Source organism: Streptococcus mutans (assembly GCF_006739205.1).
GTDB lineage: Bacteria > Bacillota > Bacilli > Lactobacillales > Streptococcaceae > Streptococcus > Streptococcus mutans.
The window spans coordinates 1,931,329-1,956,028 of record NZ_AP019720.1; the positions used below are offsets into that span (position 1 = coordinate 1,931,329).

25 protein-coding genes and 3 pseudogenes are annotated in these 24,700 nt (G+C 35.3%); 7 read left to right on the plus strand and 21 right to left on the minus strand.

Annotation, left to right across the window (positions count from 1 at the left end):
- Positions 1 to 90 precede the first annotated feature (90 nt).
- Complete coding sequence (gene zupT / locus FNL60_RS09860) at positions 91 to 885, plus strand: zinc transporter ZupT (protein WP_002268332.1); 795 nt, start codon at positions 91 to 93, stop codon at positions 883 to 885.
- Positions 886 to 911: 26 nt separating this feature from the next.
- Entirely contained in the window at positions 912 to 1,640 is a 729-nt protein-coding gene (yaaA, locus tag FNL60_RS09865; RefSeq protein ID WP_002262377.1) for a peroxide stress protein YaaA, read from the plus strand.
- Between the two features lie 85 nt (positions 1,641 to 1,725).
- Here yaaA and nrdG read toward each other — a convergent pair whose 3' ends face one another.
- The 8 genes from nrdG to FNL60_RS09910 all read right to left on the minus strand — a co-directional run bounded on the left by nrdG (position 1,726) and on the right by FNL60_RS09910 (position 8,282).
- A complete protein-coding gene (gene nrdG / locus FNL60_RS09870) occupies positions 1,726 to 2,331 on the minus strand; it encodes an anaerobic ribonucleoside-triphosphate reductase activating protein (RefSeq protein WP_002262378.1) in 606 nt (201 codons plus the stop codon).
- The gene (locus FNL60_RS09875) at positions 2,291 to 2,848 is read right to left on the minus strand and encodes a GNAT family N-acetyltransferase (protein ID WP_002262379.1); all 558 of its coding nucleotides are present in this window, start codon (positions 2,846 to 2,848) and stop codon (positions 2,291 to 2,293) included. The genes nrdG and FNL60_RS09875 overlap by 41 nt, the downstream gene beginning before the upstream one ends.
- Positions 2,849 to 2,881: 33 nt before the next feature.
- Positions 2,882 to 3,013 carry a hypothetical protein gene (locus FNL60_RS10585; protein ID WP_002262380.1) on the minus strand — a complete coding sequence of 44 codons (132 nt, stop codon included), beginning with the start codon at positions 3,011 to 3,013 and terminating at the stop codon, positions 2,882 to 2,884.
- A gap of 95 nt (positions 3,014 to 3,108) precedes the next feature.
- A complete protein-coding gene (gene nrdD, locus FNL60_RS09885) occupies positions 3,109 to 5,313 on the minus strand; it encodes an anaerobic ribonucleoside-triphosphate reductase (RefSeq protein WP_002280019.1) in 2,205 nt (734 codons plus the stop codon).
- A gap of 98 nt (positions 5,314 to 5,411) precedes the next feature.
- Positions 5,412 to 6,983 (minus strand): glycosyltransferase family protein, encoded by a 1,572-nt coding sequence (locus FNL60_RS09890; RefSeq protein ID WP_002280018.1) that lies wholly within the window; start codon positions 6,981 to 6,983, stop codon positions 5,412 to 5,414.
- A 233-nt stretch (positions 6,984 to 7,216) separates the two neighbouring features.
- Positions 7,217 to 7,516: a DUF1292 domain-containing protein gene (locus tag FNL60_RS09900; RefSeq protein ID WP_002262384.1), complete on the minus strand. Its 300-nt coding sequence runs from the start codon at positions 7,514 to 7,516 to the stop codon at positions 7,217 to 7,219.
- Between the two features lie 80 nt (positions 7,517 to 7,596).
- On the minus strand, positions 7,597 to 8,016 hold the full coding sequence (ruvX, locus tag FNL60_RS09905; RefSeq protein ID WP_002262385.1) for a Holliday junction resolvase RuvX: 420 nt from the start codon (positions 8,014 to 8,016) through the stop codon (positions 7,597 to 7,599).
- Complete coding sequence (locus FNL60_RS09910; RefSeq protein WP_002262386.1) at positions 8,013 to 8,282, minus strand: IreB family regulatory phosphoprotein; 270 nt, start codon at positions 8,280 to 8,282, stop codon at positions 8,013 to 8,015. The genes ruvX and FNL60_RS09910 overlap by 4 nt, the downstream gene beginning before the upstream one ends.
- A gap of 167 nt (positions 8,283 to 8,449) precedes the next feature.
- Between FNL60_RS09910 and brsR the strand changes: the two genes are divergently transcribed.
- Together brsR and brsM are read left to right on the plus strand one after the other, a co-directional pair.
- Positions 8,450 to 8,884 carry a bacteriocin genes transcriptional regulator BrsR gene (brsR, locus tag FNL60_RS09915; protein WP_002280017.1) on the plus strand — a complete coding sequence of 145 codons (435 nt, stop codon included), beginning with the start codon at positions 8,450 to 8,452 and terminating at the stop codon, positions 8,882 to 8,884.
- Positions 8,885 to 8,896: 12 nt separating this feature from the next.
- A complete protein-coding gene (brsM, locus tag FNL60_RS09920) occupies positions 8,897 to 9,343 on the plus strand; it encodes a bacteriocin genes regulator BrsM (RefSeq protein ID WP_002262388.1) in 447 nt (148 codons plus the stop codon).
- On the opposite strand, the pseudogene FNL60_RS09925 reads toward brsM, so the two are convergent.
- From FNL60_RS09925 to mutL, 8 genes and pseudogenes are all read right to left on the minus strand, one after another.
- Positions 9,334 to 9,534 (minus strand): annotated as a pseudogene (locus FNL60_RS09925) (hypothetical protein); the annotation flags it as partial. The gene brsM and the pseudogene FNL60_RS09925 sit on opposite strands and share 10 nt — an antisense overlap.
- Before the next feature lie 140 nt (positions 9,535 to 9,674).
- Complete coding sequence (locus FNL60_RS09930; RefSeq protein WP_002271571.1) at positions 9,675 to 10,100, minus strand: hypothetical protein; 426 nt, start codon at positions 10,098 to 10,100, stop codon at positions 9,675 to 9,677.
- Between the two features lie 250 nt (positions 10,101 to 10,350).
- Complete coding sequence (spx, locus tag FNL60_RS09935) at positions 10,351 to 10,749, minus strand: transcriptional regulator Spx (protein ID WP_002262391.1); 399 nt, start codon at positions 10,747 to 10,749, stop codon at positions 10,351 to 10,353.
- Between the two features lie 84 nt (positions 10,750 to 10,833).
- Positions 10,834 to 11,985, minus strand: a complete 1,152-nt coding sequence (gene recA, locus FNL60_RS09940; RefSeq protein WP_002262392.1) for a recombinase RecA — start codon at positions 11,983 to 11,985, stop codon at positions 10,834 to 10,836.
- Between the two features lie 39 nt (positions 11,986 to 12,024).
- Complete coding sequence (locus FNL60_RS09945) at positions 12,025 to 13,281, minus strand: competence/damage-inducible protein A (RefSeq protein ID WP_002280016.1); 1,257 nt, start codon at positions 13,279 to 13,281, stop codon at positions 12,025 to 12,027.
- Between the two features lie 148 nt (positions 13,282 to 13,429).
- Positions 13,430 to 13,990 (minus strand): DNA-3-methyladenine glycosylase I, encoded by a 561-nt coding sequence (locus tag FNL60_RS09950; protein ID WP_002266114.1) that lies wholly within the window; start codon positions 13,988 to 13,990, stop codon positions 13,430 to 13,432.
- A gap of 81 nt (positions 13,991 to 14,071) precedes the next feature.
- A complete protein-coding gene (gene ruvA, locus FNL60_RS09955) occupies positions 14,072 to 14,665 on the minus strand; it encodes a Holliday junction branch migration protein RuvA (RefSeq protein ID WP_002266975.1) in 594 nt (197 codons plus the stop codon).
- Positions 14,666 to 14,846: 181 nt separating this feature from the next.
- Positions 14,847 to 16,802, minus strand: coding sequence for a DNA mismatch repair endonuclease MutL (mutL, locus tag FNL60_RS09960; protein ID WP_002280015.1), 1,956 nt, complete (start codon positions 16,800 to 16,802; stop codon positions 14,847 to 14,849).
- Between the two features lie 225 nt (positions 16,803 to 17,027).
- Here mutL and FNL60_RS09965 point away from each other — a divergent pair.
- Positions 17,028 to 17,306, plus strand: a pseudogene (locus FNL60_RS09965) (transposase); the annotation flags it as partial.
- Here FNL60_RS09965 and mutS read toward each other — a convergent pair.
- The 5 genes from mutS to FNL60_RS10425 all read right to left on the minus strand — a co-directional run bounded on the left by mutS (position 17,301) and on the right by FNL60_RS10425 (position 22,133).
- A complete protein-coding gene (gene mutS, locus FNL60_RS09970; protein ID WP_002268464.1) occupies positions 17,301 to 19,850 on the minus strand; it encodes a DNA mismatch repair protein MutS in 2,550 nt (849 codons plus the stop codon). The pseudogene FNL60_RS09965 and the gene mutS sit on opposite strands and share 6 nt — an antisense overlap.
- Positions 19,843 to 20,190, minus strand: coding sequence for a YlbF family regulator (locus FNL60_RS09975; RefSeq protein WP_002264540.1), 348 nt, complete (start codon positions 20,188 to 20,190; stop codon positions 19,843 to 19,845). Before FNL60_RS09975 ends, mutS begins: the two co-directional genes overlap by 8 nt.
- On the minus strand, positions 20,187 to 20,624 hold the full coding sequence (gene argR / locus FNL60_RS09980) for an arginine repressor (protein WP_002262400.1): 438 nt from the start codon (positions 20,622 to 20,624) through the stop codon (positions 20,187 to 20,189). The genes FNL60_RS09975 and argR overlap by 4 nt, the downstream gene beginning before the upstream one ends.
- Positions 20,625 to 21,020: 396 nt before the next feature.
- Positions 21,021 to 21,476: a cyclic nucleotide-binding domain-containing protein gene (locus FNL60_RS09985; RefSeq protein ID WP_226705521.1), complete on the minus strand. Its 456-nt coding sequence runs from the start codon at positions 21,474 to 21,476 to the stop codon at positions 21,021 to 21,023.
- Positions 21,477 to 21,908: 432 nt separating this feature from the next.
- Positions 21,909 to 22,133, minus strand: a complete 225-nt coding sequence (locus FNL60_RS10425) for a hypothetical protein (protein ID WP_002266969.1) — start codon at positions 22,131 to 22,133, stop codon at positions 21,909 to 21,911.
- A gap of 304 nt (positions 22,134 to 22,437) precedes the next feature.
- Between FNL60_RS10425 and FNL60_RS09995 the strand changes: the two are divergent.
- A pseudogene (locus FNL60_RS09995) lies at positions 22,438 to 22,908 on the plus strand (arginine repressor).
- A 100-nt stretch (positions 22,909 to 23,008) separates the two neighbouring features.
- Positions 23,009 to 24,700: an arginine--tRNA ligase gene (gene argS / locus FNL60_RS10000; RefSeq protein ID WP_002264535.1), complete on the plus strand. Its 1,692-nt coding sequence runs from the start codon at positions 23,009 to 23,011 to the stop codon at positions 24,698 to 24,700.

A 24,700-nucleotide genomic window follows, 5' to 3' on the forward strand; every position in this document is an offset into this window, starting at 1 on the left:
AGCCTTGTACAAACAATAATTTTCATTGATGAATAAGGGTGTTCATATTATAATAAAAACATTAGTACAAATCAGAAGGAACCATTATTGATGTCTCAACATTTATTTACTGCCTTTATACTTACTGCTCTTGCTGGACTCTCGACCGGAATTGGTAGTTTAATTGCTTTTGTCACCAAACATACGAATAAAACTTTTTTATCTGTTAGTTTGGGGTTTTCCGCCGGTGTCATGATTTACGTTTCTATGATTGAGATTTTTCCAACAGCTCAAACCATTTTGACTAAAGCCATGGATAAAAAAAGTGGCTCTTGGTTAACTGTTTTAGCTTTTTTTGGAGGCATGCTTTTAATTGCTATTATTGATAAATTGATTCCATCTGAAGAGAATCCCCACGAGATTAAAACTATTGAAGAAGAAGACCAAAAGCCAACTAAACTAATGCGTATGGGGCTTATGACAGCCATTGCTATTGGGATTCATAATTTCCCAGAAGGACTGGCGACTTTCATTTCTGGTTTACAAGATGCCAGTGTTGCTATTCCAATTGTCATCGCCATTGCTATTCATAATATTCCTGAGGGAATTGCCGTATCCGTTCCGATTTATCAGGCAACAGGTTCTAAGAAAAAAGCCTTTACTTATTCTTTTCTATCTGGTCTAGCTGAACCTTTAGGAGCCATTATTGGCTGGTTTCTCCTTATGCCTATTATGAATAATATTGTCTATGGGGCTATCTTTTCTGCTGTTGCTGGTATTATGGTCTTTATTTCTCTAGACGAGTTACTGCCAGCAGCAGAAGAGTATGGTAAACATCACCTTGCAATCTATGGAGTTATTTCTGGTATGCTTATCATGGCTGTTAGTCTCTTACTTTTTATTTAACACACCGTTTAAAAGGATGTTTAATGATGAAATTTTTAATTCCCACTGCTAAAGAAATAAAAGAGGATAACAAGCCTTATCCCCAGCACTTATCTCAGAAAAGTCAAATTCTTGTTAATCATATGAACGCCTTATCTATTGAAGAGCTCGAAAAGAGCTACAAGGTCAGTCCGCAAATAGCTCAAACAGAACTACTAAAATGGCAAGACATAAAAAACGGGGAGGCTCTTGCCTACCCTGCTCTCTACTTATTTAATGGACTCATGTATCGGCATATCAAGCGCCAGCATTTGACTGTAGAAGAAAAAGCCTTTCTTAAAGAGAAAGTTTTTATCACATCAGCGCTTTATGGTATTATTCCTGCCCTGAAACCCATTGTTCCCCATCGCCTTGACTTCAATACTAAAGTAAAAATCAAGGGAGAATCTCTAAAGAACTACTGGCGCAAAACTTATGATAACTTTGTTTTGGACAATCCTAGTATTGTGTCACTGTTATCTAGTGAATTTGAAGCTGTTTTTTCACCAAAATTACGAAATCAATTGATAACTCTTAGATTTTTGGAAAATCAAAACGGTCAGTTAAAATCTCATTCCACTATTTCCAAAAAAGCACGCGGAGCCTTTTTAACACAGGTCATTCAACAACAAACAAAAACGGTAGATGAGCTGAAAACAATCAGTTTTAACGGTTTTAGCTACCAGGATAACCTATCGGAACCCTTAAAATTGATTTTTATAAAGCAGAGTAAATGAATGTTAAATTCTATCATCATATAAACAAAATAAGCCCTTCTAAACTGCAACTCCTTTGATCAAAGTTTAGGAGGATTTTTTCTTTCTATATCAGTCCATCTCTGTCAATTTGTTCATAGGTTTGTTTGCCATCATTGAGTTTATCCCAAATCACAACTTGACCTGAAGCTAGCGATTTTGGCACATCAATGATACGTTGATTGGAAGAACCTCGGAATTGCAGCATTAGATTTTTCTTGGATTTATCAAAACGTCCATCCACCAAAATATCAAGCAAATTAAGCATTTCTAATTTATCAGGAGTTTCCAGCATTAATTCTTCCCAAGTATAGCCTGTCCAAGACCAAATATCTTTCTCCGGAAGCTCTTTACGAATCCTTTTTAGTAAAGGCAAAAGAATACCCGTATTCAAAAAGGGTTCTCCGCCTAAAAGCGTTAAACCTTGAACATAAGGCTGTGCTAAATCTTCCATAATCTGTTCTTCCAATTCCTGTGTATAAGGAATTCCTGCATCAAAAGACCAAGTTGCAACATTATAACAGCCTTCACAATGAAACATGCAACCTGCTACATAAAGAGAATTACGCACGCCTTCTCCATCAACAAAATTAAAGGCCTTATAATCAATAATACGTCCCTTACTTAGTTCTTCACTCTTCCACTCTCCTGGTTTCGGTGTGTTCCAAGTCATCCTTCCCCTCCAAATCTATCCAATAGCGCTCTATCTGATTTCTGATATCTTCTAAAACACCACCATTAGCCAAAATAACCGCCCGACTAGCTGCATTATCATTATGACAGGTGATCAGTACTTTTTTAATATTCTTAGCTTTAGCTTCCAATAAGCCCAAGCGCAACTGCTCTTTAGCATAGCCTTTACCACGCGCCGATGGACGAATAGAATAACCAATGTGACCACCGCAACTAACTAAAAAATTGTTGAGACGCAAACGAATATGTAAAAAACCTATTGCCCTGCCACTATCATCAAATGACACGAATTGAATCGCAGGTACAAAATTTTTAGGCAGTTTAAGTCCCATCTCCTTATCTAGGTTGTTTTGCAGCCATTGATCATAATCAAAACAATCACAGTCAGTTTTTCCCCAAAAGCCACCGTCATGAGCTGTTTGCAATTGTTCAAACTCTACCATCATATCCAAAATGGCTTCTTTATCTCCTAAAGTCGGTCTACGTAATTTTAACATAAGAATCCCCTTCAATTCTTTATGCTGAAAAATCTATTTTTTCTTTCTAACTTTTTTCAACAAAGCCTGCACACGTGCTTTTTTATCATCCTTAACATTCGAATGCTTCTCATGAAATCTTTCTACTTGCTGCATTCCTTTATAATCTAATTGATATTTTCCCATGGTTACCCTTCTGAAAAACGAAAGTGAGATAAAAGTCCAGTTGAAATGCAACCGGACTTTGCTTCAAAAGATAATGTTATTCCCTTTAGGACAACCTATGCCTTGTGCCCCGGATTTTTAATGGTTGAACCATTCATGTGTTTGACACGTGCTGAGATTTCCTTATGGCGGCCATTCACCATTGGACGAGCCTGTGGGTTGCCAAGATAACCACACGTTCTCTTAACAACATCAGCAGTTTTAGGGTCTGTATTGCCACAATTTGGGCACATAAAACCACGTTCTGTCGGTGTAAAATCGCCTTCAAAATCACACTTATAGCAATGATCAATTGGTGTATTTGTTCCCAGATAACCGACACGATCATAAGCATAATCCCACACCGCTTCAAGTGCTTTTGGATTTTGTTGAAGAACAGGGTATTCACAGTAATGAATGAAACCACCTGTGGCACCTGCATCCGGATAGTCTTTTTCAAAATCTAACTTTTCAAACGGTGTTGGATTTTTGCGAACATCATAGTGGAAAGAATTCGTATAATATTCTTTATCAGTGATATCTTTGATGATACCAAACTTTTCAGTATCCAAACGGCAGAAACGATCCGTTAAACTTTCAGATGGTGTTGAATAAACCGAAAAATGATAATCGTATTCATTTGACCACTTGCCACAAAGATCCTTCATTTGACGAACAATATCAATGGTAAAATCCTTAGCAACAGGATTTGATTCCCAGTTACCGCCATAGAAGACTGTCGCTACTTCATAAAGTCCAATATATCCAAGTGAAACAGTGGCGCGACGTTCTTTAAAAAGTTCATCAACAGAATCATCCTTGCCAAGACGCTTACCAAAAGCTCCATACTGATAAAGAATCGGAGCATTAGCCGGCGTTGCCTCCTTGACACGTTCAACACGATAAACTAGGGCATCTTTAGCAATAGCCATTTTTTCCTTAAAGATATCCCAAAACTTATCAATATTCCCATTTGACTCAAGGGCAATACGAGGTAAATTAACCGTAACAACTCCAAGATTCATACGACCTGAATTAACTTCAACGCCATTTTCATCCTTCCATCCTTGAAGGAAAGAACGGCAGCCCATAGGAACCTTGAACGAGCCTGTTAATTCAATAATTTTTTCATAAGACAGCATGTCAGGATACATACGCTTAGTAGCACATTCAAGCGCTAGTTTCTTAATATCATAGTTGGGCGTTTCTGGTTCTAAGTTCAATCCGCGTTTCAAAGTAAAAATTAATTTAGGAAAAATTGCGGTACGATGTTCACTGCCCAATCCTTTAATACGGATGTTAAGAATCGCTTTTTGAATCTCGCGTTCAAACCAATCCTTACCAAGACCAAAACCAAGCGATGTAAAAGGTGTTTGACCATTTGATGTGAAGAGTGTGTTAATTTCATACTCTAGACTTTGCATAGCATCGTAAATATCTTTTTTTGTCTTTTCACGCGCATAATCTTCACGCTTATCTTCACTGACCCATTTTTCAGCATCTTTTAAATGCTTTTGATAATTTAATTCTGCATAAGGAGCTAAAGTTTCATCAATACGATCTGCTGAACAGCCACCATACTGACTGGAAGCGACATTCGCAATAATTTGTGAAATTTGAGCTGTCGCTGTTTGAATAGATTTAGGACTTTCAACCTCAGCATTACCAATCTTAAAACCCGAATGCAGCATACCTTTAAAATCAATCAAGCAGCAGTTAGTCATTGGTGTATAAGGACTGTAGTCCAAATCATGAAAATGAATATCTCCTTTAAGATGAGCATTGGCAACATGTTCTGGCAGCATTTTAAGCCCAATTGATTTTCCAACAATACCAGCTGTTAAATCACGCTGTGTATTGAAAACATCACTGTCTTTGTTGGCGTTCTCGTTAACAACAGCTTGATCCTTGTTAATTAATTTATCAATGGTAAAGTTGATATCCGTTGCCTGAGAACGCTCAAAATCACGTTTCGCACGGTAATTAATATATTCCTGAGCGATAACGTACTCTCCAGCCTGCAGCAGCTCATGCTCTACAATATTTTGAATTTCATAAATTTTAATATTTTCAGTAAAACGTTCATAAATCTCAGCGACAACACGATCAGCAATACCTGATAATTTTGCTTCAATAAAAGGTGTTAATTCTGTCACTTGATTACTTGCCCTGACAATAGCCTGATAAATTTTATCCTTATCAAAAGCAACGTGACGTCCATCACGTTTAATCACGATGACATCTGGTTTTACAAAAATATTTTCTTTCTCAAGTGCAATCATACGTCTTTCTCCTTACAGAAGCTATTATAACACAAGAAAGAAAAAAATCAATATATTGTGGTAAAAAAAAATTTAGACACAATATATTGATATAAAACCTATTTTCTCTGATAAACTGTAAAATCTGAACTATTCTTTAAGGAAACAACTTTATAATTATTTGAAAAATTCTGTTTTAAAACCGATGGGAATTGCTTCGATTTCTCATTAACAGCAACATAAGTAGCTTCATTTTGTAAAAGCTCATCTTCTAATGCTTTACGATTTGATTGTTTAGCCGTATTAACCATTGGCAAAGGGAATTGTGCACTAGAGCGCCGACTAGCGTCAAAGTAAATTTTTGCACTGGAATCCCATGCATAAATTCTTGTTTTTTCATCTGTATTTTCTCTAATATAATCAGCAATTTGAGCACGTTCCTGATTTAAATGATAAGAAAAAATGTAGTGAATACTAGGCTGAGCTAAACCATAAGCAAATAAAAGACAAGGAAGGTAGAAATGCCTAAGTAAAAAAAGATCAAAAACTTTATGCGATAGACGTCTATGTTGTTTTCGCCGACGTGATTTACGCTTTAAAGATTCCTTATATTCATCATCAAGATAAAGACCAGTCAAGACAAGACCAAAAGGTAAAAGCAGCAAAAATTGATAGGTTGCAAAACTCTGTGATAATAAAATAAAAATCAAACTAAAAACAAAACTTAAAAAGACAATAGATTTAATCAAGTCATCGCGATCATTTTCACGCTTGATATGATTGAAAAAAGTTAAAGCACCCATCAGTAAACCTGAAGCAAAGAGAATAAAAATTTGAAAGAGAATTGTCAGTAAAATATCATCTTTCCCAAGAGCAAAATGAGTAAAGTAGTAAGTTCCAGCTTGAGCGATATAGGATGACAGAATTTGCATATTTAAAACAAAATAGCCCAAAATATAAAATACTAGGATACCACCAAAAACAATACAAAGAAACTGATAGAATCCACGAGCATGCTGATGATGCTTCACATTATAGATACAGATAATTACTAAAGACACCAACCAAAAGAAAAGAGTCCGTGGTTCGATTAAATAAGCTAATGCTCCTGTCAAGCCATAAATAATAAATCCTTCATCTCTTGTCAAACCTACAAAATATTTGGTTAAAAACCAAAGGGACAAGAACACAAAAGGCATAGCAAATTGAACAGGATACAGCCCTCCAAAACCCAGAGCAAAATTAGCCAAATAAAAGAGCAATATAGTATTAATCGTCACCTCTTCTTTGCCAGTCATATGATAAACAATCTTATAAAGATAGATACCCGAAAAGTAAAAACTAGCAAACTGGACTAAAACCAGCCAAATACTACCTCCTAAAAGATAACTAAGTGCAATTACCGCGTAGTAAAGAAAGCCGCCTGTTGAAAAAATATCACTATAGGGCAAATGATTTTGCGTCATCATAAAACCTGTATAAAGATTTTGAGATTGAAGAGCATTGCCAAAATCAGTAAAAAAGGGCATGGCCACACTAAAAAAACTGACAAAAATACTAAACATGACGATATAAAAACGATGTAAAGAACTCACTTCAACTGCGTTTTGGTCAGCACTCAAGTGAGTGTTAGCATTTGTTTTTTTAGTTGTTTCTCTCCGATAATTGTTTTGTCTTTTATCCAAACCCATTCTCCTTGAAATGTCCTATTAAAAGTATAACAAAATCTACTTATTAGTCAATTTATCCAAGATAAAGCAATAAGTTAAAATATCTCTAAAATGATGCAGAGACTTCCTGTCATAGTCTTTCAAAAACTTTTTTTCTTGCTGTGTTAAGCTTTCTTTTGTTTTCATGATATCACCCTTATTTATTTATTCGTAAATAAGGCAAAAAGAAAAAGCCTGATTATCAGACATTTCTATCAATCTTCATCTAAAAAACTATTAAAGACTTCTTCGATCATAATCCATTCAGCATCAGCATCTTCTGGAATAGGTTGAAGAGCCCCTTCTGTTCCATCTTCATTTTCAGTAAACGAATAGGCCTGAATTTCAATTTGACCATCAGCATCTTCTTCAGCACCCGCTGGAACCAAGAGAACATAATTTTTTCCAAATTCCTCTTTACCATCAATAGTCAAAAGAACTTCGAACAAAGTTTCATTTCCCTGTTCATCAACAAGCGTGATAAGATCATGCTCTTGTTCATGATTATGTGACATAGTTGCCTCCTGTTTGCACATTCTAATAAGTTATTCAAAATTATGACAATAAGCTACAATAATGTATAACTTAAAGCCTTTTAAAACATACGATCCAAATAATTTTGCAAAATCAGCTGAGCAGCCAACTTATCAATAACCTTTTTTCGCTTACCGCGACTAACATCAGCCTGCTCAACTAGCATTCGTTCAGCTTGAACAGTCGTCAAACGTTCATCCTGATATTCAACAGGTAAATCGAAAAGTTCTTTGATTTTCTTACCATAAGCCTGACTAGCCTCAACACGCGGACCACTTGTATTATTCATATTTTTAGGTAAACCAACTACAAACTTTTCAACCTTGTAGTCCTTAACCAAATCAGCTAGACGATCAAAGCCAAACTCTCCTTTAGCCTCATTAATAGGAATAATTTCAAGACCCTGTGCTGTAAACCCCAGTGGGTCACTAACAGCAACACCAACTGTTTTGGAACCAACATCCAGTCCTATTATTCTCATTTTAAATCAATCCCATTCCCTTGCAAATAGTAACGCACTAATTCTTCAACAATTTCGTCACGTTCATATTTTCGAATTTGATTTCGAGCGTCATTATAGCGAGGCACATAAGCAGGATCCCCACTTAAGACATAACCCACAATTTGATTGATTGGATTATAACCTTTTTCTTCCAAAGAACGATAGACATGAGTCAAGGTTTCGCTAATTTCCTTCTTATTACCATCGTCAAGGTTAAAACGGACCGTTTCATCTGTAAATCCCATAATAACACCTTCTTTCTCATAGGGAATATCATGTTACATTATATCTTATTTTAAGCATTTTCACAAGAAGAAGAACCACTTATCTTAAATTAAGTACCGCTTATCCAAAAAGTCTGGTTACTCCCCACAAAATTCTATATACTAAAATCAAGAAAGGATGATAACTGATGAAATTAAAAATTATCAAGGATTCAAACTTTAAGGAACCCTTACTCCAAATCTATACACGTCATATTGATAAACAAACGCAGAGGGTGATTGATTTTATTCAACAAAGACCTAATATCGTTTATGGTTACAAAAATAAATGCTTAGAGTTTATCCCACTAGAAAAAGTGATTCGTATTTTCACGGAAAACAAACAGGTCTTAATTCAAACACCAACCGATACCTATTTAGCTAAACAAAGACTCTACTTTTTTGAGCAAGAATTAGGAACACCTTTTATTCGTATCTCCCAAGGTGAAATCATCAATATCAAATATATTAAACAATTGAATTTAACCATCCGAGGCAGCATTGAAGTGACTTTCAAAAATGGAACAGTCAGTTTCGTGGCTAGGCGAAGTTTGAAACGCTTCAAAGAACAATTAAATCTTTAATGGAGGCACATCATGAAAATACTCAAACAGATTATTACTTACAGTTTTATTGGTATAGGAATCGGTTCTTTAATGAATTATTTCATAGCCATCTTCTTTTTCCCAAATAGTAATCCACTTGGTGTCCCAAGTTTTGTTCAACTTTTTTCATCAGTTTCACAGGCAACAGCAGTCCAACTTTTCATTTTTGCTCTTCTAGGCGTTTTACAAGGATTTGCTAGCAGCCTCTTTAAAAATGAAAAACTCAGTCTACTAACCACAAGCTTGATTCACTATTTATTCATTGTCCTACCACTTCTCTTAGCCGGATCTTATTTACACTGGTTTTACATGACTCGGAAATATTTCGTTTTTTCTTTCCTTTTGGTTTCTATTATTTATATCCTCATTTACTTATTCTGCTATTTTGAAAATAAAAAAAACATTCAAAAAATCAATAAGAAGCTGCATCAAATATAATCTTTGAATTGTTTTAGTTTTAATATTAGGCAGATGCAAGTTTGATGGCAAACAGTTATCTCATTAAGTAAAGAAAAGTCCCACAAAATTTTCTCTAGCATTTGTATTATTAGTTTGTGAATATCAGGATTATTATCTATTTGGTGATTAAACTTTTTGACTTCCCTTAAACTAAAATTTTTCTCTCTCTTCTGCTGCTTAACATAAGATTAAATGATTCTCGTGTTAATCGTAAAAAATTACTCACCTTAACTTAATAAGCTAAGGAGTCTGCGTATCAGACTGACAAGCCCCTTTCAACATCATACTATAGTTATAGTACAAGCTTAAGTTACTTTCTTTTTCTATAAGCAAAAAGAAAGAACAAAAGTATAACTATTCCAACTAAAATACCTGAAAAAGGCATCGTAGGTTCAAAAACGAGAAGAGACAGACGATAAGGAGCCGTTAATGCTTCCTTTATACCAACGCCTTGTTTAACATCTAGAATAACAAAAGCACCATAAGTAAAAGTAAAAAAGATAATAACATATCTAACAAAGCTGAGTAAGACCAAGGGCCAACCCTCTAATTTTGTTCGTGAGAGCAACAGTAAAAGACCAAACAAATAAGCAATGGGAACAATGAACAACCATTGAGACGAATGCAAATAAAGCACAATCAAAGAGACTATCAGTCCTAATGCTGTTATAAGTTTAAAATATAGCCAAAAGGGAGCCAACCTTTTTTCTATCTTTGTCTTATCACTTCTTTTCATATTCTTATTCTCCTTATTATTCAGTATAGCATATTAAAGGAAAATTAAGCAAGAAGTGAAAAACTTAATCACAAGATAAACTTCTAGTCATCACATAACATCTCAAAACGCGACAACAATAAAATTACCATATTCCCTAATTGCCGATTTAGTTATCTAACAACGATTGGGGAACATGGCAATATCCTTAGAGTTTTTCGAACGAAATATTTGATGTTAATAAAATGACTTTTCATTACTTCGAACATTCTTATAAAGCTGCCCGTAAACGAGCTGCTGTGTTTTCAACATTACGAATAGAACGCGGTAAAAAAGCTCGAATATCATCTTCCTTATAACCTATCTGAAGACGCTTGTCATCAATTAAAATCGGACTTTTTAAAATTCGCGGATTTTCTTGAATGAGATCAATAACTTCATTGACACTCAAGTCATCAATATTGCAATGGAGAGCCTTAGCATAGCGGTTTTTAGAGGATACAATGCTTTCAATTCCATTTTCTGTTTTTGAAAGGATATTTAAAATTTCTTCTTTACTTAAAGGATCTTTTGCTAAGTTTTGTTCTTTATAAGGGAGTTGATGAGCATTAAGCCATGTTTTCGCTTTCTTACAGCTTGTACAGCTTGAAATTGTATAAATTTTAATCATGTTTAAATCTCTCTTTCCTTACAGGATAATATTATCTTAGCATAGCTTATTAAATAAAGAGTCGGTCTTGGGACCTATTTTTATTTAATCTTCAAGCTCAATTGTATCATCCAGCTCTAAAACAAGGTTTTTGTCAGCTTTCTCATCAGTTTCTTTTTCTTTAGAAGACTGTTTTTCTTCAGTATTATCTTCCTCAATTAAACCATATTGAACACGCACTTTATGATCGATGTCATCAAAAATTTCTGGATTATCAGCTAGGAATTTTTTAGCATTTTCAGAACCTTGCCCAATTTTTTCACCATTATAAGAGTACCAAGCTCCAGCTTTTTGGATAATTCCCAAATCACTGGCAATCTTAACTAATTCACCTGTACGAGAAATGCCTTCACCATATATAATTTCTACAAAAGCTTCCTTAAATGGTGGAGCAACTTTATTTTTAACAACTTTAATTTTGGTCTCTTTACCAATATTGCTGTCTTTTTGTTCCCCGGTTCCTTTAATTTGAGTATTGCCACGGACATCAAGACGCACAGAAGAATAAAACTTCAAGGCACGCCCGCCAGGGGTTGTTTCTGGATTACCAAACATAATACCAACTTTTTCCCGCAATTGATTAATAAAAATGGCAATGGTTTTTGTTTTATTGATTGAAGCTGATAATTTACGCATCGCTTGACTCATCATGCGTGCTTGTAAGCCAACATGACTATCACCAATATCTCCGTCAATCTCCGCACGTGGTACTAAAGCTGCCACTGAGTCAACAACAACTAAATCAACAGCGCCAGAATCAATCAATTTCCCTGCAATTTCAAGACCCTGTTCTCCTGAATCTGGTTGTGAAAGCAAAAGCTCATCAATATTAACGCCAAGAGCAGCAGCATAGGCTGGATCAAGGGCATGTTCTGCATCAATGAAAGCGGCAATACCGCCATCTTTTTGCGCCTGAGCAACAGCATGAAGAGCGACAGTTGTCTTACCAGAAGATTCTGGCCCGTAAATCTCAACGATACGCCCTTTTGGATAACCGCCTGCCCCAAGAGCAATATCAAGAGCCAGACTTCCTGAACTCATCACCTGAACCTTTTGTTCAGCGCGTTCACCCAGACGCATAACTGCACCTTTACCAAAATCTTTTTCGATGTTTTTCAAAGCATCATCAAGAGCTTTCTTACGCTCATCACCAAATTTTTTCGTTATTTCTTCTGTCTTTTTTATTCTTTTGGCCAATCTTTTTCTCCTATTCTATGTTTTAAAGCCGTCTTTTCATTATACTAAATTTTTATGAGATAATAAAGTTTGACGTACTAAATTAAAAGCATGTAAAACAGCGATATAACGCACATCAGACCGACTGCGTCCGCCAATTAACACTTTGATTGCCATTGTTCTTTTGGAACTTGACAAACCGATAAAAACTGTCCCTGCCGGCTGACCTTCTAAGCTATCCGGACCTGCAACTCCTGTTAAAGAAATAGCCAAATCTGCTTGAGTCAGCTGGCGGGAGCGCTCTGCCATCTTTTCAGCAGTAAAAGCACTAACAACCCCATGAAGTTGGAGATCTTCAAAGGGAATACCTAGCATTCTAGCCTTCTCTTCTATACTGTAAGTTATAAAACCTCCCTTAAAGATATCAGATGCTCCTGCAAAATCTGCTAATCTTGCCTGAAAAAGGCCTGCTGTTAAACTTTCAGCTGCTGTAATCGTTTTACCCTTTTCCTTAAGCAGATCAAATACAACCTGTGGTAATGAATTTTCTTCACCATAACCATAAAAATAATCAGCCAAGTTATCAATAGTTACAATTTTCTTTTCCAACTTATCTAACTTACTATCTGCTTCTTTCTGCCTATGGGCTTTTGTTGATAAACGTATTGTTACCTCGCCTGTCTTAGCATAAGGAGCAATTGTGGGATCTGTTTGCTCCGCTATTAAGTCATGCAACAAGGTCACTAGATGACTCTCACCAATACCAAAAAAGCGTAACACACGAGAATAAAGCTTCTTAGAAGTTTTTGATAAATAAGGGAGTAACTCTTTGTTAACCATAGGCTTCAATTCGCTAGGCGGACCAGGTAATACAACATAAGTCACTCCATCTGCCTCCAAAAGCCCCCCAACTGCTAAGCCTGTTTTATTAGATAAAGGCTGACTTCCTGCTATAATCTGCGCCTGACATTCATTATTTGGTGTGCGCATAGATGTTGGACGTGATGCAAAAAATTCATCTAGACGTTCTTGAGCTGTTTTATCAAATACCAATTCTCTTTTCAAAAATTTTGCTAGGGTTTGTTTTGTTAAATCATCTTCTGTTGGTCCCAAACCACCGCAAAGTACAATTAAATCACTACGTTCCTTTGCAATTTTCAAAACAGATAAAAGGCGTTCTTCATTATCACCAACTGCTGTTTGAAAATAAACATCAATTCCTAATTCTGCGAATTTTTCTGATAAAAATTGACTATTAGTATTAACAATTTGTCCTGTTAAAATTTCTGTTCCAACAGCAATGATCTCAGATTTCATTCTAACCTCCTCAATATTATATTCGTAAAAGATTGACCATATTATAGCACAAATCCCTCTAAATTTTTTAGAGGGGTTTTCAAATAATGGACAGCAGAACTGGTTTGTCAAATAAATTGAGCTAGTTAAGCCTCTTAGTGAAAATGTCTTATTTTTTAGGGTTAAAATCACAATCAACTTCGTGATCATTAATTAAACCTGCTGCCTGTAAATAAGAATAAATGCAAACAGGACCAACAAATTTAAAGCCCTTCTTTTTTAAATCCTTAGCAAGCCTTGCTGATAAATTCGTTTGAGCAGGTATACTTTGACAGTTCTTGACAAAATTGTCAATTGGTGTAAAGTTCACCCAAGACCAAAGATAATGATCAAAACTTCCAAATGTTTTCTGTATAGCTAAAAACGCCTGTGCGTTATGACGTGTTGCATAAACTTTTCTGCGATTACGAACAACCTTCGGATTTTTTAAAATCTCTTCCAATGCTTCATCAGACATAGCAGCTACTTTATCAATTTCATAATGATGAAAAACAGATTTAAAAGCCTCACGTTTGTTGAGAATAGTTTCCCAAGAAAGTCCAGCTTGATAAGTTTCTAAACACAGTAATTCGAATAATCTTTGCTCATCATGCAATGGCTTCCCCCATTCCTCATCATGATAAACAACATACAAAGGATTGCTTTCTTTTACCCAACTGCAACGCTCCATTATTATTCCCTTCATATACATAGAGTTTTTATAAATTATCTATTCTCAAACGAGCAGATTGATACAGATACTCTAAAACTACTATTTCATCAACATTTTTAGAGCAGATTTAATATAATTTTCTGCCGTATCAGTCGTTCCTTCAAAAAATTTTTCTATCTTCTTAAGTTCATTTGTTTTGTAACCAAGAGCCAAAAGTGCTTCAACCGCCTCTTCAAGTTCTTGATTATTATTAATAGTGCTCACTTTGCTTTTATCAGTTGAGACTTCATTAATATCTACAAATTTACCTGCTAAATCAAGCACCATTTGTTGAGCTGTTTTCTTCCCAATTTTAGGGAATTTCATCAAATAGTTTACATCACTGTGGTCAATAGCTTTAACCAAACCTTCATTATCATCAGCCGCAATAATAGCTAATGCTGAAGTTGGACCGATTCCTGAAACAGAGATAAGATTAAGAAAAACCGCCTTTTCATCCTCAGTATGAAAACCATAAAGAAGATGGGCATCTTCACGGACAACATGGTGAATATAAATTTGAATAGCTTGATTTATCTGATTAGAAAAACTATAAGGATTGGCAACATTAATTACATAACCCAAACCGCCAGCTTCTAAAACAATATATTTAGCTGTAATTTTGGTTAAATTACCTTTAATATAATCGTACATCATTTCTCCCTTTATTGCATAATAGTATAGCACAAATTAATACGAAAGGAAAAATCAGTTACAAATATTGACTTGCTGATCTACTAATAAGTAAAAAGAACTTGCCATTTACTTACCCCCAAAAAAGTTTACAATATATTGACATATTCTTTACAGCATAAATAAGTAATCTAGCTTTATCTCAGTATTTCCCTAATTCTCTCAAACTAGTATGGTTTTCCTGAATGCGACGAAACATCTTTTCCATATCAGCTTTTGTGAAATTCACAAGCACAGGACGTCCATGAGGACAGTTGTAAGGATTTTTGCACTGTGATAATTGAATTAAGAGATTTCTGGCAGAATAATCATCCAAAGTATGATTAGCCTTGATAGAACGCTTGCAAGACATCATAATAGCTAATTCCGCTCGATATTTCTTAATGGAGACTTCATTTGTCAACAGCAACATGTCACACATCTCATAAACGGCTGATTCAATTTCTTTTTCCTGTAACCAAATAGGATGTTCTCTCAAAATGAAAGTATTCTCTCCATAGTTTTCTAAGTGAACTCCAACCTCATTTAAAATGCTCATTTTTTCTTGTAAGGTCATAAAATCATTAGCAGGAAATTCAAAAAGATAAGGTACTAAAAGCTGCTGTAAACTATTGTCTACTTCTCCAATTTTATCACGATAATATTCATATTTAACACGTTCTTGAGCAGCATGTTGATCTATGATATAAAGCCCCCCTTCACCTTGAGCAAAGAGGTAAGTTCCATGCATTTGACCAAAATATTCTAACTCAGGAAAAGTTGACTTTTCTTCATTTTCTAGACTTTCAACAATTCTACTAAGCTGTCGCTTTTGTTGCTTATTTGTCATAGTAAGACTTGGATGCTCTTTGTTTTCACAAGTTCTCATTTGACGTTGAGCATATTTTACACTGCTATGTCCTGATACATTATCAGTAATATTTACAGCTTTATCAACTACTGTAAACTCGCTTGATGCTTCTGAAACTGTCGTTTCTTTGAGAAAGAAGTCATTTTGAGTCTTATCATAGTAAAGATTTGATTGTTTAAGAGGAAGTTGTGTTTGTTCAAACTTTTGTTTCTTGTTTGTGCTAGTTTTAGCAAGATTTTCCAAAGCATCAGGAATTAACTCTTGTTCTCTTAAACTATCTGCAATTGCCGAACTAATGAGATTCATTAACTCTTTTTCTTTAGAAATGCGAACTTCCTGCTTAGTTGGATGAACATTAACATCTGCTAAATAAGGGTCAATCTGAATATCAATAACAGCAATTGGAAAACGTCCCACCATTAATTTTGAACCATAACCATCAAGAATAGCGCGATTGAGCAAAAAATTTTTGATATAACGCCCATTAATAAGAATGGTAATATAATTGCGATTAGCTCGTGTTAATTCAGGCAAACTAATATAACCAGATACCTCAAAATCAAGATCTGCATTTGAAATTTCGACCATTTTTTTAGCAGTGGTTACCCCATAAATACCCGCTAAAGCTTGACGCAGATCGCCTTTACCTGACGTCTTTGTTAATTCACGGCCATCATTAATAAGCGTGAAAGCAATTTCGGGATGCGCCAAGCTAAGACGGTTAATGACATCAATAATATGAGCAAGCTCTGCCTGCAAACTTTTCATATATTTAAGGCGAGCAGGGGTATTGAAGAAAAGATTTTCAACACTCACTTTGGTTCCAATAGGGGTACTAATGGCTTCTTCTTTTTCAATTTTACCTCCATTTGCGATTAATAAAGTGCCATATATTTCCCCTTTTGTTGCTGTTTTTAATGTTAGTCTGCTAATAGAAGCAATTGATGGAAGGGCCTCACCTCTAAAACCTAAGGTCCTAATTCTAAAAAGATCGGATTGTTTTTTAATCTTACTAGTTGCATGACGACGTAAGCTCATAATTACATCCGCTTGTTCTATTCCTTGACCATTATCAGTCACTTGAATTTTTTTCAGTCCTGATTCTTCAATTTCTATTGTAATTTGGCTGCTATCAGCGTCAATAGCATTCTCAACTAGTTCTTTTACGACACTAGCTGGTCTTTCAATAACCTCTCCAGCAGCAATTTGATTGGCTAAAACTTCTGGCAGTTCAATAATTTTTGACATAAGTCACCTCACTAAAATTGTGTTTATTATACCATAAATTAAAAGAGCAATCTTAATTGAGATTACTCTGTTTGTGTCAAGTTTTCCTCGGAAAGGTTTCAAAAGTCCTAAATCTATTTTCTAAGTTGGCCGATTGGAGTGCTCGTTGTACCATTCAAATCGATGCTTGTCTGCGGAATTCTATGAGGCTTGTGTGACAGCTTTTTAAAAACTTGTCGATAATAGCCACATCTCAATCAGACCTTCAGAACGACTCTGAACACCTTTCTTCGTTACAAGAAACACCTCATCAACACCATCCAGCTTTCCTATTCAAATGCCAGACTTGAAGCAACCAACAAGCTCATCAAAGATATCAAAGCCAATGCCTTTGGATTTAGGAACTTGGACAATTTTAAAAAACGAATTTTCCTCATTTTGAACATCACAAAAGAGAAGACTAAGAGGTCCTCTTTTGACTGTCACTATAAGTCACCCACTACAGTTGACACGAGCCATTTATAATAGTTCCTTCAAATCAAATAAGGCATTCATGGATTCTCTTGGTGTTAAATTGGTAAGGTCCAACTGTTTCAATTTTTTGATTAATTCTTCATAATTATTATCAATAGCAAAAAGTGACAACTGCTCTTCCACAGGTTGGCTTTCTTTGGTCTCGTTTTTAAGATTGACTGAGACAGCTGCACTCATTTTTTCTAAATCAACTAATATGTGATCAGCTCGATTAAGTAAATCTTTAGGCAAGCCGGCAATTTTAGCAACATGGATTCCATAAGATTTATCAGCTGGTCCATCAGCAATTTTATGAAGAAAAGTGACCTCTCCATCTTTTTCAAGAGTAGCAACATGTACATTGACAAGACTTGTCAATCTAGTTGACAAGTCTGTCAACTCATGATAATGGGTAGCAAATAGCGTTTTAGCCCCAACTTTATTATGAATATACTCAATAATAGCCTGTGCTAAAGCCATACCATCATAAGTTGCTGTACCACGTCCTAATTCATCAAATAAAATGAGTGAATTAGGTGTCGCTGCCTTGATAGCATGATTGGCTTCCATCATCTCTACCATAAAGGTAGACTGCCCTGAAATTAAATCATCTGCAGCACCAATACGTGTAAAAATAGCATCAAAAATCGGCAAATCAGCTGAATCAGCTGCTACAAAAGAACCTAATTGAGCCATAATAACTGTCAGAGCTAATTGCCGCATGTAAGTTGACTTACCGCTCATATTAGGTCCAGTAATCAGTTGAATACTAGTCTTTTGGTCAAAATTGATAGTATTGGGAATATATTCTTGGCTTCCCATAACCTTCTCAACAACAGCATGGCGACCATTTTCAATACTGATTTCCTGCTGATGATTAAAAGAAGGTCTGACATAATGATTATTCTCAGCTACTACTGCTAAACTTTGCAAAACATCAACAGTTGCTAGACTCTTGGCCAGATTTTGAAGACGCTCAATATAAGATTCAACCTGTGATCTGATACGCATGAAAATATCATATTCTAAATTGGCTGATTCTTCACGCGCTTCTAACATTTCACCTTCAATTTTTGCAAGCTCTGATGTCCCAAAGCGCTCAGAATTTTTAAGCGTTGCCTTTCTAAAGAAGTAATCTGGTACTAAAGACAAATTAGAGTTGGTGACATGGAAATAATAACCGTCTTTTTTGTTATAATCAATCTTCAAGGTTGAGATGCCGCTTTTCTGACGTTCCTTAGTCTCAATGTCAGCAATCCAACTCGTCCCTTCGCGCATTACCGTTCGATACTTATCTAAAGTTTCATCAAACCCCTCTCGAATCATACCGCCTTCTGTAATAGTTATAGGTGCATTAGAGTCAATAGCCGAACGAATCAATGCTTCCAATTCTGGAAGAGTATCAATTTGATTAATTAGGCTTTCCAAACTAGAACTGGCAAAACTTTCAAGAATAGTCTTAATGACAGGAACTTGACTTAAGGTCTGACCCAATTGCAATAAATCCTTAGGATTGGCCTTCCCAAATGAAACACGGCTGGCCAAACGTTCAATATCATAAACACCTTTTAAGCTGTCACTAAGATCACTGCGCTCAAAAAAGTGATCTAGAAAAGTCTGAATAATATCTTGACGTTCACTGATAAGGCTTGAACTGACCAAAGGACGATCAATCCAAGTTCGCAAAAGGCGTGTCCCCATAGCTGTTTTTGTCTCATCTAAAAGCCAGTAGAGACTGCCATGTTTTTTCCCGCTTCTGGCATTTTCTAACAGATCCAAGCTAGATTTTGTAGCATAAGCCATCTGCAAGTAATCTTTAATTTCATAATGCACCAACTTTTGCAAATGACTCAACTCACGTTTTTGTGTGTTATGAACATATTGCAAGAGTTTGCCAGCTGCAGCAAGTTCTATTGCTTTTAATTGATCATCCAATAAATGTACATCGTCATAGACAGTTTTTTCAAAAGATAAGAGCAGGTTCATCTGCTTACGAAAAAGCTGTTCTTCATTCTCACTCAGTTCAAAACCAATAACTAATTCACGCGCCTTGAGATTGAGGACTTCGCTTCTCACTGCTGGCAAATCTGCTAATGTTGTCGCATAAAATTCCCCAGTAGATAAATCCATGTAAGAAAGGCCAAACTGACTGCCATCAGTATCCAGAGAGACTAAAAAATTATTAGCACTGTCTGGCTTAGTTGAATCAACAACAGTACCCGGGGTAATCACTTGAACCACTTCACGTTTGACAACGCCAACAGCTTTTTTAGGGTCTTCCATCTGCTCAGCAATGGCAACCTTATAACCCAAATCAATCAAAACATCAATATACTGTTGAGCTGAATGATAAGGGACACCAGCCATCGGAATAGGATTGTCAGCATTTTTATTACGACTTGTTAAGCTAATTTCTAAAATTTGAGCGGCCTTGATAGCATCATCATAAAATAGTTCATAAAAATCTCCCATGCGGAAAAGCAAAAAAGCATCTGGATAGTCTTTTTTGATATCCAAATACTGCTGCATTCCTGGAGAGAGTTTTTCCTTAGTCATTTCCTAACTCCTCATTTATTTTCTCTTCTAGAGTCTTGGTTACATATTGTAAAAGATCGCTGGCATCCTGCATTTTGGCTCGATAATCTTGGACAATGGGAAGCTTATCCAAACTCTCTCCCATTTTTTGCGCCTTTTGATCAGCTTCTTTTTGAGCTTTACTTTTTTCAATCCTTTGAAAAAGAACAGCGTCTTGTTGATAGCCTTTCATATCATGTGCTACTTTCTTTAACTCCGGTAAGGCTTTAATCTTTTTTTCAACAGCTTGAAAAGCTTGCACACTGTCATGTTCCTGCAAAAGCTCTATTAACTGATTTAAGGCTTCTTCAAATGGGCTCATAAGTTTGAAAGAACATCGCTTTCTAACTGGCTGGCAATTTCTTCATTTTTACAAATAACCAAAAGGGTATCTGCACCAGCAACAGTTCCAAGAATTTCAGAATGAGACTCCGAATCAATCAAATTTGCCAAAACATCTGCCTCTCCCAAGTTGGTATGAAAAACTAAAAGCGCATCTGTTCGGAAAACCTTCTTAATATAATAAAGCGCAGCAGGCGTAAAAATAGTCGAACCATTTTCTGGTATTTCATAATATAGGTATCCTTCTTTATCACGTGATTTAAAAAGACCTAATTCTCGCATATCTCGTGATAATGTCGCCTGAGTAACAAAAACTTTTTCTAATTCAAGTTGATGCTTCAATTCTTCTTGAGTACCTATATGTTTTGAGCGTATGATTTGTTTTATTTTATTTTGACGTGATAATTTATTCATAACAATTCCTACATATATTTTTTATACTATACTTCAATAATATGATGATTTCTTTTTAACAAAAAAGTTCATTTAGCTTATACTGCAAGTGAAAAAATGCAGAAATCATCTAAATGAACCACTTACATTATCAAGCACTCTTAAATAAGAGCCCAATTGATTTTTATACTTTAAAATATGTGATATGTTGCTTTAAAATGTATCTGGTACTATCCTATTGATGATATCTCAATGAGATGTCCTAGCTTGATCACAATACGAAGCTGTATGAGTGATTTAACTATTAGATAATTGAAAAACGTAAAGGGTATATTACTTTCAGAACAGCTTTTTACTCTGACAATCTAAATATTCTCAACTCTATAAGTATGATTTAGTCCATTATAACATAATTCTTTAACATAGTTCTACTGATAAGATAAACAAAACACGGCAAACGCATGAAAGGTTTCTCCGAATGTTTTGGTGCCTTGAAGTGACGACATTTCTTAAACGGATTTCGTGAAGCCTTAATAAGCGCGACAGCTTTTGACATAAAATTTTTATTTGTGCGCTGTTAGTAGCCACAAAGGACTCATATAAATCAACAGGAATATAAAAGTATTCAATATCAGTAATAGCTCTTACTGAAAAATCATAAATTTTTTTTAAAAACATACCGCCATATGGAAACATTGTATTATGCTTCATATAATCAGTATATAAAAAAGAACCGGAGCTATCCGTATCTTCTAACTTCACATAACCAGATAATCTATATCGATTATCTCCTTTAAAAAATAAAATATGATTTTTAGGTGCTTTTCTTAAACGCGTCACTTCCATTAATTGGTCAAAGCGATCTATAGACAAATACTGAAAATACTATAAATTTCGCAACATTTGGTAATCATTTTTAGATATTAACATCTTATCACTCTCCTTATCGTTGTTATCAAGCTTATTATTAATTAATCATTAAATATGGATGCACTTTATCCAGTATCGTTTGGTTGCTGCTACCCTTTGAATATTTCTGAGCGGTTATTCTCAATAAAATCTAATACAGACTGCAAACCTGTTATTTTCTCACTATCCAATAATTCAATAACAATAAACGCATTTTTAGTTTTATTATAATCATGATGCGTTCGCCATCTCTCCAATTAAGATATCTACAAACAGCACCTTTATCATCTCTATAGCATAATTCACCAGCTAGAGTAGAGAGTTTCTCGAGTTCTCAATTAAATAAAATTATCCCCACCTTCTGTCATTTCTAATCTCAAATCAACTTCAAAAGGTTCACTGTCCTCCGCTCCAACTAGTAAGTAAACTTGCAGCGTTATAAATATCTACTAAAGGATTTATACTGCCTATCAGTTTGTTGTTGCTGACCCGTTTTAGTAATGCTTCAATACTCGAATATGCTCTTTTTAGTTTTAAATCTTTGATAAGCTTTTCTATAAACCTGTATTTCCACATTATCACTAAAGTTACCTTCAACGAGGTAAGTCTTAGCCAGCTCACTACTTTCCTTAAGTAATTCGATAATAGGTTTTGGTGATCGTTTCTGAGATTGAAATTTTTTTAATAAGACAATACCAATTTTAGCTTGTGGAAACAATTCTCAAAATGAATCTGAAACAATAAATTTTGGCATATAAAACAATCTCCTTTTTCTTTATTATAACTTGTTTTTAAGCGTGAGCAAATTAAAAACCTATCCTTTTTCTGTGGGTTAACAGATTGCCAATATTTGTCTTAACAATTCAATATTGTATGATATAATAAAATGGAGTGGCTGTTTTATGACATAAGGAGGCAGAATTAATTGAATAAAAAAGAAGTCCGACATAAATTAATTCTCTCTTTAATCTCTGAAAAAAAGATTAATACTTAACAAAAATGACAATCTGAACTCTTAAAAAATGGAGTCGTAGTCACACAGGCTACACTTTCAAGAGATATTAAAGAGTTACATTTAATTAAAACATCCGGCAAGCACTCCCAATATAAGGTTCATAAAATTTCTCCAACCCATTGGGAAGAAAGGCTGCGATTTTATATGGAAGATGCTTTAGTTATGTTAAAGCCTGTCCAAAACCAAGTGATATTGAAAACACTGCCGGGTCTAACCCAATCATTTGGCTCAATACTAGATTCCATGCAGTTAGTTGAAATTACAGCAACAGTTTGTGGTGATGATACCTGTCTTATTATTTGTAAAGATAAGGAAACAGCACTTAAATGTTTTGACCATCTATGCCAGTATACTCCTCCGTTCTTTTTCAGCAATGAATAAAATTTATTAAGCTATTTTTATAATAACCTGTTTACTCATTATCTAAAATTTTCAACTCATACCATAAACACTTTATTAATTATATTTAGGAGAAACAAAAATGAATCATAACAGATTAATTGCAAAAGAAATTGCAGCAATCGTTCCTGCTTTAGAGCAGGAAACTATTTTAAATTTACTGGAAAAACCCAAGAAATCTAGTATGGGAGATTTAGCTTTTCCAACATTTAGTTTAGCTAAAACGATGCGCAAAGCTCCGCAAATCATTGCCAGTGAACTTGTCGGTCAAATTAATAATAGCTATTTTGAGAAGGTCGAAGCTGTCGGCCCTTATATTAATTTTTTTCTTAATAAGTCAGAAATCTCAGCTCAAGTATTAAAAGAAGTCATTAAAAAAAGGGAAGATTACGCTCAAGCAGCCATTGGTCAAGGCCGCAATATTGTTATTGATCTTTCTAGTCCTAATATTGCTAAACCTTTTTCTATTGGACATCTACGCTCCACTGTTATCGGCGATGCTTTATCTAATATTTTCCAAAAATTAGGCTATGAGACCGTTAAAATCAATCACTTGGGTGACTGGGGCAAACAGTTTGGCATGCTTATTGTTGCCTATAAAAAATGGGGCAGTGAAGAAGCAGTTAGATCCCATCCTATTGATGAACTTTTAAAGCTCTATGTTCGGATTAATGCTGAAACTAAAAACCATCCAGAACTTGATGAAGAAGCTCGCGAATGGTTCCGTAAACTCGAAAACAATGATGAGGAAGCCCTTGCACTTTGGCAATGGTTCCGCGATGAAAGCTTAATGGAATTCAATCGTCTTTATGCTGAGCTTGGTATAGATTTTGATAGCTACAATGGTGAAGCTTTTTACAATGATAAAATGGAAGAGGTTGTCCAATTACTAGCCGAGAAGGGACTTTTAGAAGAATCTAAAGGAGCTCAAGTTGTTAACCTTGAAAAATACGGCATTGAACACCCTGCTCTTATTAAGAAATCTGATGGTGCTACTCTCTATATTACCCGCGATTTGGCAGCAGCCATTTATCGCAAACGTACCTATGACTTTGCTAAAGCTATCTATGTTGTCGGTCAGGAACAAACTGCTCATTTCAAGCAATTAAAAGCTGTATTAGCTGAAATGGGCTATGCTTGGAGTAAAGATATCCAGCATGTCTCTTTTGGCCTTGTTACTAAAAATGGTCAAAAATTATCCACCCGCAAAGGAAATGTTATCTTACTTGAGCCAACAATTGCCGAAGCTGTCAAACGCTCTTTAGCGCAAATTGATACTAAAAACCCTGATTTAGTTAATAAAGAAGCCGTTGCCCATGCTGTTGGTGTAGGAGCGATAAAATTCTATGACCTTAAAACAGACCGAACAAATGGCTATGATTTTGATCTTGAAGCTATGGTCTCTTTTGAAGGCGAAACAGGTCCTTATGTTCAATATGCTCATGCCCGTATTCAATCTATCCTTAGAAAAGCTGATTTTCAGCCTCAGGCAGCAGAAAACTATCAGTTAAATGACACTGAAAGTTGGGAGATTATTAAACTCATTCAGGATTTTCCAAATACCATCGTTAAAGCAGCTGATAATTTTGAGCCCTCCCTTATCGCTAGATTTGCTATTCACTTAGCACAAAGCTTTAACAAATATTATGCACACACACGCATTCTTGATGATAGCCCTGAACGTGACAGTCGTCTTGCACTTAGTTATGCCACCGCAACTGTTCTCAAAGAAGCCTTAGCCCTTCTGGGTGTTGAGGCACCTAATGAAATGTAA